This window comes from Coprococcus sp. OM04-5BH (assembly GCF_003482105.1).
Taxonomy (GTDB): Bacteria; Bacillota; Clostridia; order Lachnospirales; family Lachnospiraceae; genus Coprococcus.
In genome coordinates this window covers 256,612-272,966 of the sequence record NZ_QULM01000002.1, presented here as the reverse complement: position 1 = coordinate 272,966, position 16,355 = coordinate 256,612, and the positions used below count along the sequence as shown (strand labels likewise).

The 16,355-nt window shown below is 41.5% G+C and carries 15 protein-coding genes; 14 read left to right on the top strand and 1 reads right to left on the bottom strand.

The window, feature by feature from the left end; translation table 11 throughout:
- Nucleotides 1-218 precede the first annotated feature (218 nt).
- From DXB54_RS06745 to DXB54_RS06710, 8 genes are all read left to right on the top strand, one after another.
- Nucleotides 219-1,142 (top strand): DUF5688 family protein, encoded by a 924-nt coding sequence (locus tag DXB54_RS06745; RefSeq protein ID WP_118694652.1) that lies wholly within the window; start codon nt 219-221, stop codon nt 1,140-1,142.
- A gap of 182 nt (nt 1,143-1,324) precedes the next feature.
- Nucleotides 1,325-1,912 carry a TetR/AcrR family transcriptional regulator gene (locus tag DXB54_RS06740; protein WP_118694651.1) on the top strand — a complete coding sequence of 196 codons (588 nt, stop codon included), beginning with the start codon at nt 1,325-1,327 and terminating at the stop codon, nt 1,910-1,912.
- A 54-nt stretch (nt 1,913-1,966) separates the two neighbouring features.
- On the top strand, nt 1,967-2,359 hold the full coding sequence (locus DXB54_RS06735; protein ID WP_021939009.1) for a response regulator: 393 nt from the start codon (nt 1,967-1,969) through the stop codon (nt 2,357-2,359).
- Between the two features lie 10 nt (nt 2,360-2,369).
- Entirely contained in the window at nt 2,370-3,686 is a 1,317-nt protein-coding gene (locus tag DXB54_RS06730; protein WP_118694728.1) for a replication-associated recombination protein A, read from the top strand.
- The gene (locus DXB54_RS06725) at nt 3,683-3,958 is read left to right on the top strand and encodes a hypothetical protein (protein ID WP_147361017.1); all 276 of its coding nucleotides are present in this window, start codon (nt 3,683-3,685) and stop codon (nt 3,956-3,958) included. Before DXB54_RS06730 ends, DXB54_RS06725 begins: the two co-directional genes overlap by 4 nt.
- 169 nt (nt 3,959-4,127) lie before the next feature.
- Complete coding sequence (locus DXB54_RS06720; protein WP_118694650.1) at nt 4,128-4,631, top strand: SEC-C metal-binding domain-containing protein; 504 nt, start codon at nt 4,128-4,130, stop codon at nt 4,629-4,631.
- Between the two features lie 196 nt (nt 4,632-4,827).
- A complete protein-coding gene (locus DXB54_RS06715; RefSeq protein ID WP_118694649.1) occupies nt 4,828-5,799 on the top strand; it encodes a hypothetical protein in 972 nt (323 codons plus the stop codon).
- Between the two features lie 281 nt (nt 5,800-6,080).
- Nucleotides 6,081-8,078 carry an ATP-dependent helicase gene (locus DXB54_RS06710; RefSeq protein ID WP_118694648.1) on the top strand — a complete coding sequence of 666 codons (1,998 nt, stop codon included), beginning with the start codon at nt 6,081-6,083 and terminating at the stop codon, nt 8,076-8,078.
- Nucleotides 8,079-8,142: 64 nt separating this feature from the next.
- On the opposite strand, the gene DXB54_RS06705 is transcribed toward DXB54_RS06710, so the two are convergent.
- A complete protein-coding gene (locus DXB54_RS06705) occupies nt 8,143-8,442 on the bottom strand; it encodes a DUF1292 domain-containing protein (protein WP_021939015.1) in 300 nt (99 codons plus the stop codon).
- 250 nt (nt 8,443-8,692) lie between these two features.
- Between DXB54_RS06705 and glgA the strand changes: the two genes are divergently transcribed.
- From glgA to priA, 6 genes are all read left to right on the top strand, one after another.
- Nucleotides 8,693-10,129 carry a glycogen synthase GlgA gene (gene glgA / locus DXB54_RS06700; protein ID WP_118694647.1) on the top strand — a complete coding sequence of 479 codons (1,437 nt, stop codon included), beginning with the start codon at nt 8,693-8,695 and terminating at the stop codon, nt 10,127-10,129.
- Nucleotides 10,130-10,247: 118 nt separating this feature from the next.
- The gene (locus DXB54_RS06695) at nt 10,248-11,990 is read left to right on the top strand and encodes an Rqc2 family fibronectin-binding protein (RefSeq protein ID WP_118694646.1); all 1,743 of its coding nucleotides are present in this window, start codon (nt 10,248-10,250) and stop codon (nt 11,988-11,990) included.
- Nucleotides 11,991-12,051: 61 nt separating this feature from the next.
- A complete protein-coding gene (locus tag DXB54_RS06690; RefSeq protein WP_021939019.1) occupies nt 12,052-12,930 on the top strand; it encodes a YicC/YloC family endoribonuclease in 879 nt (292 codons plus the stop codon).
- Between the two features lie 15 nt (nt 12,931-12,945).
- Nucleotides 12,946-13,563 carry a guanylate kinase gene (gmk, locus tag DXB54_RS06685; RefSeq protein WP_021939020.1) on the top strand — a complete coding sequence of 206 codons (618 nt, stop codon included), beginning with the start codon at nt 12,946-12,948 and terminating at the stop codon, nt 13,561-13,563.
- Between the two features lie 55 nt (nt 13,564-13,618).
- Nucleotides 13,619-13,861, top strand: a complete 243-nt coding sequence (gene rpoZ / locus DXB54_RS06680; protein ID WP_021939021.1) for a DNA-directed RNA polymerase subunit omega — start codon at nt 13,619-13,621, stop codon at nt 13,859-13,861.
- Nucleotides 13,862-14,021: 160 nt separating this feature from the next.
- A complete protein-coding gene (gene priA, locus DXB54_RS06675) occupies nt 14,022-16,262 on the top strand; it encodes a replication restart helicase PriA (RefSeq protein ID WP_118694645.1) in 2,241 nt (746 codons plus the stop codon).
- The last annotated feature ends 93 nt before the right edge of the window (nt 16,263-16,355 follow it).

The window sequence follows — 16,355 nt, the reverse complement described above, 5'->3', positions numbered from 1 at the left end:
TGCATTAAGTAATGTGATGGAAAATGGCTGTTTCCGGGATTTTTTTTTGACGTTAACTATGTGGTGCGCAGATGACTTTCACATAGTCATCCGGGCTATTGACTATTTGCATGAATACTAATATCATGCAGATGAAATTGATTTCAAAAAGGATTCCCGGGAGTCCGGTCAAATGAATATATGGAAAGGAGTATGCAATAATTATTGTAAATGATCGGATGGAGTTTGACATATTTGTAGAGAAGGTAAGAACACTGGTAGAAAAAATTGCGAAGGAAAGAAATATGGAGGTAAGGGTAAATGCTGAGACTGTAGTTAAAAATAACGGGTGTAGATTAAAGTGCCTGAGTATTTTTGCTCGTGGGAGTAATGTGAGTCCCAGTGTGTATATGGAAAGATATTACGAACAGTATAATAACGGCAGGATGCTGCAGGATATAGTAGAGGAGATTGTGGATAGTTACGGAGACAGAAGGGAGCAGGGCAGACTGGATATAAGTAAATTCACGGATTATGATAGTGTGAGGGATTTTATTATAATGATGCTGGTGAACAGGGAACTTAACAGCGAGATGCTTACGAATGCGCCCTATATACCATTTGAGGACCTTGCCATAGTTTTTCGCTGGCTGGCTGTGAAATCTCCTGAGAGCATAGGTACATCCCTTGTGACAAACAGGGATATAAGAAGGTGGGGTGTCAATGTCAGGGAGCTTTATGATATTGCATCGGAGAATACCAGGAGACTGTTTCCTGAACATGTGGAAAATCTGGTATCTCTACTTATGAGACAGTATGGGATTGACGTTAAGAAAGATGGAATGGCAGAAAATAATCCGGAAAAGGATCCGGAAAAAGACATGTATATAATCACAAACTCCTATTATACGAATGGGGCTGCGGCTATGTTATATCCCGGAGTACTGGCTAGGTGTGCAGATATGTTGGATGGTGATATTTATATCATTCCATCAAGTATACACGAGGTGCTGTTTGTTAAAGCGGGCAATGAAGTTGATGCAAAAGATATAATAGAGTGTATAATTCTTGCAAATAAAAATATTGTGAAGAAGTCAGAGAAGCTTTCGGATAACCTCTACATATACAGGAGGAGAGAAGATAAAGTAGAGATATTAAAATAACCATGATTCGGAAAACAAATATAGAATTTATACAAAAAAAATTCTGATAGTATACAAAAGATACAAAAAAATTGCAATTATGTAAACTAAAAGCAGGTTTGTACATTGACAAAAAAAGTCTCATGAAATACAATTAACTAGATATGTATTAGAACAACACAGGTGCGTTAGGGGGATTGGTTTTGGCAGATAATTATATTTCAAGAAGAGATAAAATAATAGCATCTGCAATAGATCTTATAGGAGATGCGGGGCTTCATGCGCTGTCTACCAAGAATCTTGCCCTTAGGGAGAATGTATCAGAGACTCTGGTATACAAGTATTTTGGTGGGATAGATGAGGTTCTTGTGGAGGTTGTGAAGCAATATGTGGCGTTTGATGATAATATTCAGAAAACGGCGCTGAAGATAGACGGAACCTATATGGACAAGATTAATTATTATGCAGACATTTATGCTACGTACTATGATAATTATCTTGGAATGGGGGCAATAATCCTTCATTATGAAGAGCTGCTTCACAGACCTGAGACCAGGGATATTATTTCAGAATGTATGATAAAGAGAAATAGTTTTGTCAATAAGCTTTGGTCCGGAGCATTGGCGAATAAGGAATTGAGACCTTTGTTCACGCCGGAACAGCTTACATTTATATTTAACGGAATGTTTACTGAGGGTATCCTTCAGAGAAGAACGGAATATTCAAGAAAAAGCTTTAAAGTAACCATAAAGGAAATGCTTGAGAATATACAGAAAAGTCTTAAGTATTAGCATAAGCCATGAAGTGATTATCAGAATCGTATATTACAGGAGGTTAGTAGAATTATGAGAATATTGATCGCAGAGGATGATTTAGCAAATGCAAAGTTTTTGTCAAAATATCTGGGAAAGTTTGGAGAGGTAGTTGTAACAAAGGATGGTATTGAGGCAGTTGATGCATTTGTCAATGCTTTGGAGTACGGAGAACCTTTCGAATTGTGCTGTTTGGACATAATGATGCCTAAGATTGACGGATACAAGGCTCTTTCATCCATAAGAAGCGCAGAGCGTAAGCATGGAGTATCAAGAATGTTAAGGACAAAGGTTATAATGACCAGTGCCCTTGATGAGGCAAGCTTCGACAGCTCTGTAGCCAGTGACGATTATGACGACTATATCTGCAAGCCTATTGATATAATGAAATTTAACGAAATACTTAAGAATCTGGACATAATATAAGATGGAAGATATGGATTTATTCAGTTATATGAGAGAGAACAGCCATGATGACGATTCTCCTCTTGCCAAGAGACTGAGACCAGAGACCCTGGACGAGGTGGTGGGGCAGGAGCACATCATAGGAAAAGACAAGCTTTTGTATCGCGCAATCAAAGCGGATAAGATAAGCTCTCTTATATTCTACGGACCTCCGGGAACAGGTAAGACGACACTTGCCATGGTCATAGCCCACGGTACAAAGGCTGAGTTTAAGCAGATAAATGCCACTACAGCCGGTAAGAAGGATATGGAGGCTATAATAAATGAAGCCAAGGACGACAGGGGCATGTATGGTAAGAAGACCATATTATTTGTTGACGAGATCCACAGATTTAATAAAAGCCAGCAGGATTATCTGTTACCCTTCGTTGAGGATGGTACGGTTATCCTTATTGGAGCAACCACAGAGAACCCTTATTTTGAAGTAAATGGGGCTCTTTTATCAAGGTCTAATATTTTTGAGCTTAAGCCCCTGTCAAAGGATAACATAAAGCAGCTTGTACTTAAGGCGGTATATGATCCAAAGGGTATGCAGGCATTTAACGCATGTATAGATGATGAGGCGGCGGAGTTCTTAAGCGATATGGCAGGGGGAGACGCCAGAAGTGCTCTTAATGCCGTGGAGCTTGGAATATTGTCAACGGAGAGGTCTGAGGATGGCAAGATCCATATAACTCTTCCTGTGGCAGAGGAATGTATACAGAAAAGAGCCATAAGATATGACAAAGACGGAGATAATCACTACGATATCATATCGGCATTTATAAAGAGCATGCGTGGCTCGGATCCGGACGCGGCAGTATTTTATCTTGCCAAAATGTTGTATGGCGGCGAGAGTGTCACATTTATAGCAAGAAGGATAATGATATGTGCCAGCGAGGACGTGGGAAATGCAGACCCTAATGCAATAGTAGTTGCTACGGCATGTGCTCAGGCGGTTGAGAGAGTGGGTATGCCGGAGGCACAGATAATACTTGCCCATGCGGCCATATATGTTGCCTGTGCACCGAAGAGTAATTCCGTGGTGAATGCGATATTTGCAGCGGCAGACATCGTTAAGAACCGGGAGACGGGAGAGGTTCCTCCTTATCTCAAAGATGCTCATTATGGTGGGGCGAAGAAGCTTGGACATTCAGGATATAAATATGCACATGATTATCCTAATCACTATGTTAAGCAGCAGTACCTTCCTGATAAGGTGGCCGATGAAAGGTTCTATGAACCGTCAGACAACGGATATGAGAAGGATATCAAGAAGTATTTTGAATTTATAAAGAAGGAGCAGTGATTATGAAGAGAGTACTGGCATGGATAGCCATAGTGGTCATGTGTGCGGTTGTGGTAATTACATGCATTACCGGCGTTACGGGAAGTAAGTACTTCTTCGGTATGCTGTTCATGTGCATGATAGTGCCCGTGCTTCTGTGGGCGATGATGTTTTTCGCTGGACTCTTTAAGAGGCGTGGCGAGGAGCTGGCGGAGGAGCAGAAGAAGGATACCATTCACGGGACAGAGGATGAGATCAAAGAGAATGCTGCATCTGACGAAAAGAAAGATTAGATCAGGAAAAATGATATGTCTGATAAAATAGAAACCGAATCAAGGAAAATGATGTGTCTGACGAAACAGAAGACCGGATAAGAGAAAAATGTTGAAATGTCAGAAATAATTTGATATACTCTAAAAAGTTTGTAAAATTAATACTAAATTTTGAGATGAGGTAGAAAAAATGAGCTTATTAACAGAATGGCGTGATTATGCATACGGCTTAGACGACAGAACACCTGAAGGAAAAGAGTTCTGGCTTAATTATTTCCAGGCAGAGAAGGGTATATATGAGAAGATTCTTGCAACACCTGGAGCAGATCCTGTAAAGGGTATTGTTAAGGAACTTGCAGAGAAGTATGGTGTAAGCCTCCAGACTATGGTTGGTTTCCTTGATGGAATTGATGACAGTCTTTTTACTTCAAACAATCTTGATGATATTACAGAGGACTCAGAGGTTACTCTTGACATTGACTACGAGAAGCTTTACATGAACATGGTTGGTTGTAATGCTGAGTGGTTATATACACTTCCAATGTGGGATGCTATCTTTACAAAGGAGAAGAGAGACCAGCTCTACAAGCAGGAGAAGACAAGTCATACGGTAGTAAAGCCACCTAAGGTTGGAAGAAATGATCCATGTCCTTGCGGAAGTGGCAAGAAGTATAAGAAGTGCTGTGGCAGATAATATCGGCTGGTATCGGTTAAATGGTATATCTGTCTAATAAACAGAAAATTGATTGGTGAAAGTATACAAAATACATTGTATGCTTTTGACAGAGCAAAAAGCGCAGACGGGTGTTGACTGTCTGCGTTTTTAGGTTGTATAATCAAAGACGGAAATTATTGTTTTGTTCCAAGAGTATTTCGGGAGGTCAACAAATATGAAGAAAAGAACTATTTCAAAGCTCATAGCAGGCGCGGCTATGGCTGCTGCATTATTTATCGGTTCAGCAGGAACTGCTGTGGCTACTGTTTCAGCAGCAGAGGACGCAGGACAGGCAACAACAGTTGAGACAACAGATGACAGCACATCAGTAAAGGCGAATTACCATAATACGATCAAACTTGTATCATTAAATGGTTCAAGCAAGGTTGCCAATTCCAACGTGGAAGTTGGTCAGGATATGGTATTTATGTTTGATCTGAGAGCATACGGCAAGTTTTATCTTGAGAAGTACACTATCCAGATCATTGATTCAAAGGGGAAAGTTTGCGCAAACTACTCAAACTACTTCAGCTCAAGCAACTCGATCACACATCTTAAGTACACAGTACAGACTGATAAAGCAGATGTAGGAAGATATTTCGTAAGATATAAAGCATCAGGAATATCAGGACAGACTACCATCGGCTTTAATATGGTTCCGGGTAAGAACTGGGAGATGACCAAGGGAACAAATGATGGTGTTTTAGGCTGGTGGCTCGTTGATGGCAATGGATACATAAGATCAGACTACACAGGTATGTGGAAGTACAACGGCAGCTACTACTACATCAAGGCCGGAAAAATGCAGTCAGGATACACAGGCTTATGCAAGAACTCATCAGGTGTATGGTATTACGTTAAGAACGGTAAGATGGATACATCTTATGTAGGACTTGTTAAGAATGGCGGCTCATGGTTCTATGTTAAGTCAGGTAAGATGCAGTCAACATACACAGGACTTGTTAAGCACAGTGGCTCATGGTTCTATGTTAAGTCAGGTAAGATGCAGTCAAGCTACACAGGACTTGTTAAGTACAGTGGTTCATGGTACTACATCAAGGCCGGTAAGTGGCAGTCAGGCTACACAGGAACAATTAAGTACAACGGAAGGAATTACAAGATCGTAAATGGTAGGGTTAGATTTTAATCGCCTTGACATATCGGTCATACAAAACATATAAAATGATCATTAAGGGTACCGGTAATGTTCTGGTACCCTTTTTATTGTAACGATGTCCGTGGACATCGTTACGCTGCAGCAACCCTTGCCGTAGGAAGCACCAAGTGTCGAAGACACATTTAGAATGGTGCTGACGACTTGCCGCCGAGTGTAAACGAGGGGGCGTTACCTATAATATGAGGGGGGCAATACCAAACAGGCAATTTCTAATGGTTGCTGCTCTAATTTATTATGGTAGAGGAGAATGTATGTCGCAGTTCAGCGAAGAACAGAAGAAAGCAATAGAACATAAAGATGGACCGCTTATGGTGCTTGCAGGTCCCGGCTCAGGAAAGACAACGGTCATTACCTACAGGGTAAAGACTCTAATTGAAGTCTATGGGGTTAGACCGGAGAATATACTTGTTATAACTTATACTAAAGCTGCAGCAACAGAAATGCAGCAGCGTTTTAATCATATAACCGGAAATACATACAGGACTATATTCGGAACTTTTCATTCTGTGTTTTTCTGGATATTGAAGAATGCCTATGGCTATACCACACAGAATATAATTGATGAGTCATCCAAGTATACAATGCTTCGGGAGAGAATCCATGAAAGAGAGCTGGGGTATGATCCTTCTGATGAATTTTTAAGGAATATCATATCAGAGATAAGCTATGTTAAGAGTGAAATGCTTGATATAGGGGCATACAGCTCAGCGAATATGAAGCCTGAGGATTTCAGGGCGATTTTTAGTGACTATCAGAAACTTCTTACAGATAACGGAAAGATTGATTTTGATGATATGCTGGTATATGCTTATGAGCTTTTTTGTGCCAGAAAGGATATACTTAAAAGCTGGCAGAGGATGTTTAAGTATATCCTGGTGGATGAGTTTCAGGATATCAACAGCATCCAGTATAAGATATTGTGTATGCTCGCTGCACCGGATAATAACTTATTTGTGGTAGGGGACGATGATCAGTCGGTATATAGCTTCAGAGGGGCAAGCCCGGATATAATGCTTGGATTTCCTGATGACTTTAAGGATTCCGGTATTGTCAGGCTTTCTGTGAACTACAGATGCAGCAAATGTATAACTGAGGCGGCAGGAAGACTTATTGCAAATAATAAAAACAGGTATGAAAAGAACATAGTATCAGCTTATGAGGGAGACGGTTTAAAAAGGATAAAGATAAAAACCGTCAAGGACGTCAGGGAACAGAATGATACCATAATAGATGATATAAGACGGCTGACCCAGGCAGGTATCCCTTATGGCAACATGGCTGTAATATCAAGGACCAACACAGAGGTTCACAGTCTGGCAACAAAGCTTATGCTGTATAACATTCCGTTTAAGATGAAGGAAAGTATGCCGGATATATACAATCATTTTATTGCTGATAATATAATGGCGTATGTGAAGATTGCCATGGGAGATAACAGCAGGAGAAATTATCTTAAGATAATAAACAGACCTAACAGATACATAAGCAGGGACAGACTGTCGGATGACACAATAGATCTGTCGGGGCTTATGAATGAATACAGTGGTAATTACAGAATAGTCCGGAATTTAGTAGTGCTTGAGAATGATCTTAAGCGTATAAAAGATATGTCCCCATGGGCAGGTATTAACTATATACGTCGTGGAGTGGGATACAATGAGTATATAAGAGAGTATTGCCGGTACAGGGACATAGAGACTCAGGAATTTGAGGATATAATGGATGAGATCCAGGACATGGCAAAGGGCTTTGGAAGCTACGACGAGTGGTTTGATTTCATAGAAGAATATAAAAATGAACTTACAGAGATCAATAGAAGCAGAAATGACCAGCCTGATGCCATAACCATAGCTACCATGCACGGCTCCAAGGGGCTGGAATTTGATCATGTATTTATCATTGATGCAGTTGAGGATATAACACCCCATAAGAAATCCAAGGATCCCGGACAGCTTGAGGAAGAACGTAGGATGTTCTACGTAGCTGTCACCAGAGCCAGGTATGGACTTAATATTTATGTGCCCCGGTATATAAGAGGCAGAAAAGCGGAAGAGTCCCGGTTTGTGGATGAAATGATATGCCCGGGGGCTGATCTTAAGGTGGGGGTCAGGGTTTCCCATAAGAAATACGGAGTGGGGATTATAACATTTGCAGATGATCAGAATGTGATTGTGGCCTTTGACAGCGGAGAGTCAAAGAAATTAAATAAGGAATATATAGCAAAAAACAGGCTCATTACCATCCTGTAAAGGTGGCAGTGAGCCTGTTTGCTCATCAGTTTTTTAAATTGATACGGCTTTGATGATAGTGAAATCAGTCCATGTCGTTAAATTCCATCTCGTCAAGAAGCTCGTCAAAGGCGTCGGCAGCCTTCTCGAATTCATCGTCATCCTCTATGGACAGCAGCTCGTAATCGTCGCCGTTTTCCACATAACGGTAGATGAGTGCCTCGTCACTTTCATATCCTTCAGGAGGATTGGTTGGGAGGAGGGCGATATAATCGTTTCCTGCTGCAGGGAATACTGCAAGTATCTCACATTCAAGCTCTGAACCGTCATCTAAATACAGAGTCATTAATTCGATTTCTTCATCCTGGTCTTTATTCTGTGCCATTAAAATTCTCCTTATCTGTTACAAATATTGATATGATACATATCATGGGATAAATATACATTAAATCCTGTCCGGAATCAAGAATATAGCCACTAAAAACAGTTAAACATTATTTGGGGTTTTATTGAAATAATCATTGGATTATGGTATAGTGAATATGTCTGTGAGATAACAGACATATGTTCATTTATGCAGGATAAAATTACCGCCAAGGCAATTTTGCGTGCTGAATCGTGGGAGGGTATTATTTATGAAAAAGGTAGCTTATATTGCTTCAGAATGTGTTCCTTTTATTAAGACAGGTGGACTTGCGGACGTTGTGGGAACACTGCCTAAGATTTTTGATAAAAATGAGTATGACGTAAGAGTCATCATTCCTAATTATCTCTGTATACCAAACAAGTACAGAGAGAAGATGCAGTATCTTACAAGCTTTTACATGGACATCGGTTACAAGAATGAGTATGTGGGTGTAATGTATCTTGAGTACGAGGGTGTTAAGGTATATTTTATTGACAACGAATATTACTTTAACGGCTTTACTCCTTACGGAGATGTTAAGTGGGATATAGAGAAGTTCTGTTACTTCTCAAAGGCAGCATTGTGTATACTGCCGACTATCGGCTTCCAGCCTGATATTGTACACTGCCATGACTGGCAGGCAGGACTTGTGCCGGTATATCTTAAGACATTATTTGCAGGGAATCCATTCTACAGCGGAATGAAATCGGTTATGACCATACATAATCTCCAGTTCCAGGGAAAATGGGATATAGAGACCATACAAGGATATTCGGGACTTCCTGATTATGTATTTACCCCTGACAAGCTTGAGATAAGCAAGGACGCATCAATGCTCAAGGGCGGTCTTGTTTATGCTGATAAGATCACAACAGTCAGCAATACCTATGCCAAGGAGATACAGACACCTTATTACGGTGAGGGTCTTGACGGACTTCTGTCAGCAAGATGGCAGTCTCTGTGGGGCATTGTAAACGGTATTGATTACGATGTATGGAATCCTGAGACAGATCCTCAGGTATATAAGAACTATAATATCCATAATTTCAGAGAGCTTAAGAAGATAAACAAGCTTGAACTCCAGAAGGAATGTGGACTTCCTCAGGATGAGAACCAGTTTGTTATCGGAATCATCTCACGTCTTACAGACCAGAAAGGACTTGATCTTGTGGACAGGATAATGAACGATATCTGCTGTGATGGTGTACAGTTCATAGTACTCGGAACCGGCGACAGAAGATATGAGGATATGTTCAGATACTATCAGGGAATACATCCTGCAAAGGTTTCAGCCAATATCTACTATTCAGATGAGAGATCACACAAGATGTATGCAGGCTGTGATGTAATGCTTGTTCCATCAAGATTTGAGCCATGCGGACTTACACAGCTTATGGCACTGAGATATGGAACTGTTCCTGTAGTGCGTGAGACAGGTGGTCTTGCCGATACAGTATTCCCATATAACGAGTATGAGAATAAAGGTACAGGCTTCTCATTTGCAAATTATGACGCATATGAATTGCTTGGAGCGATCAATTACGCAAAGGAAGTATATTACAATCATAAGGATAACTGGTATGGTATCATTGAGCGTGGCATGAGCATGGATTACTCGTGGTACAGTTCAGCCAAGATCTACAATGATCTGTATAATTCTTTATAAGAGTTTGAATATAAATTAAGAAGGATATATTGGGCAGGGATATTAGTTTCTGCCCAATATTTTTGAGCATATCGGTGGCTTAGATTCCCGGAAACTGTGCTGTTATAGGAGGTGCAAGATGGCATTCGACGGAGTTGTAATTTCAAATATAGTCTATGATCTGAGGGAGAAGCTTACAGGTGGCAGGATATACAAAATATATCAGCCTGAGAATGATGAGCTTAATATAGTTATAAAGAATAACAAGGATAGCTACAGGCTTATGCTGTCGGCGGACGCCAGCCTGCCTCTTATCTATATACTGGGACTGTCAAAGGAAAATCCCATGTCGGCGCCGAATTTCTGTATGCTTTTGAGAAAGCACATAGGTAACGGCAGGATAATAGATGTGATGCAGCCGGGATTTGAGAGGATTGTCGAATTTACCATAGAACATCTTGACGAGATGGGCGATGTGTGCAGGAAGAAGCTTATCATAGAGATAATGGGTAAGCACAGCAATATAATATTTACAGATCATAAGGGAATGATAATTGACAGTATAAAGCATGTGTCACATCTTGTAAGCTCGGTCAGGGAGGTTCTGCCGGGAAGACGGTATGAGTATCCGCCTGACGGAGGAAAGATAAACCCGATGGAGCTTGACAGAGGACTCTTTGACAGCACTGTAATGACGAAGACCGCAGATGCGTGCAAGGCGATATATACATCACTGACCGGTTTCAGTCCGGTTGTTGCAAATGAAATATGCTACAGGGCAGACATAGACCCAAGAACCTCAGTGGCAGAGCTTGGTGAGGGGGCAGACAGGTTATATAAGTGCACAATGGATATTGTGGATCAGATAAAGAGGTGTGACTATGATCCTGTGATAGTTTTTGATGGCTATAAGCCTGTGGAGTTCTCGTCGGTAATGCTTACCATGTACAGTGACAAGCAGATAGAGCACAGAAACAGCATATCAGAGCTTCTTGATGAGTACTATTACAGGAAAGCCCTTGTTACCAGAATGAGACAGAAGTCCACGGACTTAAGAAGGATAGTCCAGACAGCAATAGAGCGTACCAGCAGAAAGTATGACCTGCAGATGAAGCAGCTTAAGGACACGGAGAACAGGGAGAAATACAAGGTGTACGGTGAGCTGATCAATACCTATGGATATAGTGTGAAGCAGGGAGAGAAGAGCTTTAAGGCGCTTAATTACTATACAAATGAGGAGATCATCATACCCCTTGACAGCCAGATACCGGTTATGGATAATGCCAAGAGATATTTTGCCAAGTACAATAAGCAGAAGAGAACCTGCGAGGCTCTCACAAAGCTCACGGTTGAAACAAGGGAAGAGTTGGAGCACCTGCAGTCGGTACAGGCATTTCTTGATATGGCAGTTGATGAGGCTGCACTGGCAGAGGTTAAAGAAGAGCTTACCATGTGCGGATATATCAGAGGACATTACGGAAGCAAAAACAACAAAAAGAAGGTTAAGAGCAAGCCTTATCACTATGTTTCTTCCGATGGCTTCCATATGTATGTGGGAAAGAACAATCTCCAGAATGATGAGCTTACTTTTAAATTCGCAAATGGTAAGGATATGTGGTTCCATGCCAAGAAAATGCCCGGCTCCCATGTTATAGTGAAGCTTATGGAAGCGGATGAGCTGCCGGATCAGACCTACGAGGAGGCGGCAAGGCTTGCGGCCTATTATTCCTCAGGAAGGACGAACCCTAAGGTGGAGATCGACTACACCGAGAGGAAGAACCTTAAGAAGCCTGCGGGGGCCAAGCCGGGCTTCGTAATATACCACACAAATTATTCCATGGTTGCCGAGCCGGATATCTCAGGTATACAGGAATTGACTTGATATTTTCCGGGATAGGGATTATAATAATATATCTGAAAAATCATATATTGGAGAACAAAAGATGATAAAAAGTATGACCGGTTTTGGTCGAAGTGAAATAGTGGAAAACGACAGAAAATTTGCCGTTGAGATAAAGTCAGTAAATCACAGATTCTGTGATATGAGTATAAAGCTTCCAAAGAAGATCAGTTTTCTTGAGACCAACATAAGAACTTATCTTAAGAAATATGTGGAGCGTGGAAAGGTGGATGTCTTCATTACATATGAGGATTATTCATCAGACAATGCCAATATCAGATATAACGATGATGTTGCCAGAGTGTACATGAATTATTTCAAGAGAATGTCCGAGGAGTTTGAGATCCCTATGGATATCAAGCTTACAGATCTTGGAAATTATCCTGAGATATTTACCATTGAGGAAGAGAACGTTGATCCTGACGAGCTGTGGAAGCAGCTTGTGGTTCCTCTTGATGAGGCATGCAGGAGATTTGTGGAGTCAAGGGAGAAGGAAGGCGAGAACCTTAAGAAGGATCTCGTGGATAAGCTTGATTCCATGAAGAGGAACGTGGAACGTATAGAAGAGATATCACCAAAGCTGGTGGCTGATTACCGGGAGAAGCTTACGGAAAAGGTAAGAGAGCTTCTTGGCACAGCCAGTGTGGATGAGTCAAGGATAGCCACAGAGGTGGTCATATATGCTGACAAGATATGTGTGGATGAGGAGATAGTAAGACTTATAAGCCATATCGACAGTACAAAGGATATTCTTCTTGCAGGCGGCAGTGTGGGCAGAAAGTTAGACTTCATTGCCCAGGAGATGAACAGAGAATCAAATACCATATTGTCAAAGGTTAATTCTCTGGAGATATCGGATATCGCCATTTCTCTAAAGACGAATATTGAGAAGGTAAGAGAACAGATACAGAATTTAGAGTAAGGGACTGGTACAGATATGAAGAACAAGGGATCATTAATAGTTATTTCGGGCTTCTCCGGTGTTGGAAAGGGAACAGTTGTTAAGAGACTTATATCCCAATACGGATATGATCTTTCCATATCAGCCACAACGCGTTCACCAAGAGAGGGTGAGGAGAACGGAAGAGAATATTTCTTTATGAGCAGGTCGGAATTTGAAAATCTCATAGATTACGGCGGATTCATAGAGTGGACTCAGTATGTTGAGAATTACTACGGTACACCTAAGAAATATGTTGAGCAGAGTCTTAACGAGGGGAAGAACATAATCCTTGAGATAGAGGTTATGGGTGCCATGAAGATAAAGGAGCAGTACCCTGACGCACTGCTCATATTCATAGCTGCACCAAGTATAAGCAGCCTTAAGGCAAGACTTGCCGGCCGAGGTACAGAGAATGAAGCAACTATAGTGAAGAGACTTAAGAAAGCCACAGAGGAAGCTTCCGACATGGATAAGTACGACTATATAGTTGTAAATGATGATCTCGACAAGTGTGTTGAGGTGGTAAATTCCGTTATTGTAAGCTACGGCTGCAGACAGGCAAACAATGTTGACTTTATTAACGGAATTAGAGATGAACTGAATTGCATATAATTGCAAATTATGTTATAAAAGAAACAATGATTGAAAATCGGAAAGGGGATATATTATGATACATCCATCATATACTGATTTAATGGCAGTAGTAAATTCAGAGGTAGAGCCGGGTGAACATCCTGTAGTAAACAGCAGATATTCAATAGTACTTGCTACAGCAAAGAGAGCCCGTGAGATAATTGCCGGCGAGGAGCCGCTTGTTAAGTCAGACAGTAACAAGCCTTTGTCAATAGCAGTTGATGAGCTCTATAAAGGTAAGATTAAGATTGTCGGAGATGACGAAGACGAGGAATAATTAATTCATATAGAGGCTGTGTAGGATTCGCAGCCTCTTAGTTTTTATTTATTGTAATGATGTCTGTGACATCGTTACGTCGCAGCAACCCCATTGCCACAGGCAATTTCCAATGGTTGCTGCTCGATATCGGGATTTATATTTTCGGATTTTATACTATATGGAAAGATTGTATGCAGATGTGATCATAGACATTTCCCATGAAGCTATAGACAGAAGCTTCCAGTATATAATACCTGAGAGCCTTATGGACAGGGTTGTCATAGGCAGTCAGGTGATAATCCCCTTCGGCAGGGGAAATACCAGAAGAAAGGGATATGTCATAGGGATCGGTGATAAAACTGAATATGATACAGAGCGTCTTAAGTCTATCCTTGAGGTTGATGATAAGGCTGTGGAGATTGACAGCCAGCTTATAAGGCTTGCAGGCTTTATAAAGGAACGGTATGGTTCCACCATGATAAATGCACTGAAGACAGTTATGCCGGTAAAGAACAAGGTGAAACCTGTGGTGAAGAAGTATATCTGTATAAATTTGGACGATAACGGGATAGAAAAAGCGGCCTACAGATATACGAAGAAAAATGCCGTGGCAAGATTAAGACTTTTGTATACTCTAAAGGAGATTAATACCATCACCATGGAGTATGCCACATCAGTTCTCAATATATCCTCTTCAACTCTTAAGGGTATGGCGGATGAGGGCGTGATAAATATTGTCAGTGAACAGCAGTATAGGGATGTGACTGCCGGAATGACAAGGGATATACCGGAGCTTATACTTAACGAAGAACAGCAGACTATAGTTGATGAGTTTGACCGGGATATTGATCAGGGGGTGAACAGGACATATCTGCTTCACGGAGTTACAGGAAGTGGTAAGACCCAGGTGTATGTCCAGGCAATAAGAAAGGTTATAGAACAGGGAAGACAGGCAATAGTCCTCATACCGGAGATATCTCTTACATATCAGATAGTTGGATATTTTGCCAGGTATTTTGGAGACCGGGTGACGGTTATCAATTCAAGATTGTCTGCCGGGGAGAAATACGATCAGTTTAAGAGAGCCGAGAGAGGCGAGGTTGATGTGGTGATCGGACCGCGGTCGGCGTTATTTGCTCCTTTTAAAAGGCTGGGATTGATAATAATAGACGAGGAACATGAGAACAGCTACAAGAGTGACTATCCTCCAAAGTACCATGCAAGGGAGGTTGCCATAGAGCGTGCCGGAATGTGCGGATGCCCTGTGATACTTGGATCTGCGACACCATCGGTTGAAAGCTACAGAAAAGCTGTGTCGGGAGATTACAGGCTTTGGACCATGACAAGGAGAGCAAGGAACAATCCTATGCCGGAATGTCATATCGTGGATCTAAGGGATGAGCTGAGACGGGGCAACAGATCCATAATCAGCGGCGAGCTTTTAAATGCCATAGCAGACAGGCTTGAGAAGCATGAACAGATCATGTTATTTATGAACAAAAGGGGATATAATAGTTTTGTGTCCTGCAGAAGCTGCGGTGAGCCTGTGAAATGTCCCCACTGTGACGTATCCCTTACAAGGCATTACGACAACAGACTGACCTGCCACTATTGTGGATATACCACCAATATGCCTGACAGATGTCCGGGGTGTAAGTCAAAGCTTATAGGCGGTTACGGAACGGGTACGGAGAAGATCGAGGAAGAGATTAAGAAGTTATTCCCATCTGCCTCGGTGCTTAGGATGGACAGGGACACAACCTCCGGGAAGAATTCCCATCAGGAGATAATAAAGAAATTCGCAGACAGGGAAGCAGATATCCTTATCGGAACCCAGATGATAGTCAAGGGACATGACTTTGAAAATGTCACTCTGGTGGGCATAATACTTGCGGATCTGACCTTATTTGACAGTGATTACAGGGCGGCAGAGAGGACCTTTGACCTTCTTGTGCAGGCAGCAGGCAGAGCCGGCAGGGGAGACAAGCCGGGAGATGTGATCATACAGACCTATAAGCCGGATAATTATGCCATAGTAAATGCGGCGAAGCAGGATTATGAAAGCTTCTATCATAATGAAGAGGCATACAGGAGCCTTCTCAGATATCCGCCGGTGTGGAATATGCTGGTTATCATCATGGTGTCAGATAACGAGAAGCGGCTTGAAGAGGAAGCCGGAGTCATAGTGGATATAGTGAATGGCAATCGGAATGAGGACAGCAGGATGATCCTTATAGGACCGGCTGTTCCTGTAATATCCAAGATAAGAGATATGCACAGACGTGTTATATATATAAAGGACTGCGACTACAATGAGCTTATACACTTCAAGGACGCAGTTGAGGAATATGTGAATACAAGGGATAATGGATACGGAGTGAACATACAGTTTGACTTCAACCCTATGAATTTGTATTAAACAGACGAGAACGGATGTAAAAGATCAAATATATGAAATTAAATATATGAGATCAAATACAAGAACTCACATATTGGAAGTCACATATAAAAA